The 1,985-nt window shown below is 40.9% G+C and carries 3 protein-coding genes; all 3 read left to right on the top strand.

Annotation, left to right across the window (positions count from 1 at the left end):
- Positions 1–178: 178 nt before the first annotated feature.
- Positions 179–1,066, top strand: coding sequence for an inovirus-type Gp2 protein (locus ABYU67_RS12200; RefSeq protein ID WP_160022060.1), 888 nt, complete (start codon positions 179–181; stop codon positions 1,064–1,066).
- Positions 1,067–1,230: 164 nt separating this feature from the next.
- On the top strand, positions 1,231–1,542 hold the full coding sequence (locus ABYU67_RS12195; RefSeq protein WP_372845581.1) for a hypothetical protein: 312 nt from the start codon (positions 1,231–1,233) through the stop codon (positions 1,540–1,542).
- A gap of 68 nt (positions 1,543–1,610) precedes the next feature.
- Positions 1,611–1,985: DUF932 domain-containing protein (locus ABYU67_RS12190; protein ID WP_372845579.1), on the top strand; the 375-nt coding region annotated here is incomplete at its 3' end.

Raw genomic sequence — 1,985 nt, 5'->3', positions numbered from 1 at the left:
GGCTGGCTTACAAAAAGATTGCCTTTGGGTGTCATCAAAATAGCGGTAGTATAATATAAGTTATATTAAGTACTACTGAACTAAGGCGGATGCTATCCGCACTTAGGAATAAAAAAATACACAACCCTATGAATATATGTAGCACCCATTCAACTTTATATTCATAGGAAAGCAAGCCATGATCTACTCACCTGTTAATCACTCACAGCTTATCTCTAACGTCGACAGACTGGTTAGAGATGTATTATTTGGTACCATCAATTTCCAACAAATCAAAAGTCAATTGAACGAGTTCTATTACTCGTTCATGATTAGCCTTGATTCTGAATTCAGATACTCAAAACCTATCCAGGCATTTATAGAAAGCACCAATATGATTATTGGTGACGCTTACGCTTATAACGTATTTTGGAACGATGAAAAGACGGTGCAGTTTATTCAGTTACTGTCAGGTTATGAGAAGGCGATTAAAAAAGACTACAGTGCGTGGCGTTATCAGAGTAATCAAAATGGCAAAAACTTAGAGCTTAATATCAGAACCCTCATATCAGACCATTCAAGATTGTTGTTTGTTCGAGTGGATTTAAAATACATACAAGAGATCAGTCATCACATTACCATTCGTGATTTTGACTTTCATATGAAAAAATTAAGAGACGCCATTCATAATGGCGATACTTGTTTTACGCATTTACTTAGCTATGCTTGGTCATTAGAACATGGTGGAAAAAATGGTGGCTTTCATTGTCATCTGCTGCTGATCTTTGATGGCGCAAAACATTACAAGGACAACTATTTGGCTGATCAAGTGGGACAAAAATGGCGAGATATTACTGAAGGCGTTGGCTATTGCTTTATCTTAAATACTAAAAAGCATAAAGAAGGTCTTGCACGCCGCGGCATACTTGGTATTGGAATGATTCATCGTAATAACTTACAAGAAGTCGAGAATGCGGTTAATGCTGCTTTGTATTTAACCCGTCCTGATAAGCCTGATGGTAGCTATCAACGTCTTAAAGTGTCTTTACCGAATATGAATACCTTTGGGCAAAGCATGACTCACTAGCTCGGTAAGAGGGGTGTTTAATAAAGCCACAGCATAGATATCCCTTAATATCAAAATAATTTCAGATATACAGTATCCCCACGAGATGAGATAAGGAGCCATCGCGATCTTATCCGTCTATCCCTCAACGCCTAATTAAGGTCTGCTTTTAGCAGGCCTTTTTTATGCGCCATTATCAAGGAGATTCTATGAAACCTATCTGTCCCCATTGTCATTCAGCACACGTTTTAGAGAATACGGATACCAGTATGCAAAGCATGTCAGAGCATCTGTGCTCACCCAAGCTCTTAGTCAGTCTTGGGGTGAGCGTCTGTAAGTATTACAAGATTAATCCGATGATCGGGATGGTTGCAGGTGGCGCTATTGCCACCGTAATTAATCTGGCACAGCAACGGCTGATGCAGCCGCCATTACTAAGAGCGACTATCATGCCGCGCTATCTATGCAGTACCTGTCAGCATACCTTTAGTATCTGACGTCCTCATTTATTTACTCAATCAATTATCAAAGCGTTTAAATAATCAATCTTAAAAGGAGTATCAACATGGCACATTTAATTGAAAGCATGGCATACGTTGGCGAAACCCCTTGGCATGGTCTTGGCAACGAGCTATCCCCCAAACAGCCGATTGAGGTCTGGGCACGCGAGGCTGGGATGGATTGGCGTATCGAATCCTCAGATGTCAGCTACATGGCAACCAACGATAAAGGGCAAAACCTGATCATGCCTTATGACAACAATAAGGTACTGTATCGCTCAGACACGCTTGAGCCGTTATCAGTGGTGAGTCAGCGCTACCAAGAAGTACAACCAAGTGAGATTTTAGAGTTTTATCGTGATCTGACTGAACAAGCTGACTTTGAATTAGAGACCGCAGGGGTGTTAAAAGGAGGTCGCAAGTTCTGGGCACTCGCTCGT

Origin of the sequence: Psychrobacter sp. (assembly GCF_041554015.1) — a bacterium.
In the GTDB taxonomy this organism is placed as follows: Bacteria; Pseudomonadota; Gammaproteobacteria; order Pseudomonadales; family Moraxellaceae; genus Psychrobacter.
This window is presented reverse-complemented; position numbering and strand designations above follow the sequence as displayed.

Coding starts and splice junctions, on each gene's coding strand:
- ABYU67_RS12200 (WP_160022060.1), top strand. CDS start 179: ATGATCTACTCACCTGTTAATCACTCACAGCTTATCTCTAACGTCGAC.
- ABYU67_RS12195 (WP_372845581.1), top strand. CDS start 1,231: ATGCGCCATTATCAAGGAGATTCTATGAAACCTATCTGTCCCCATTGT.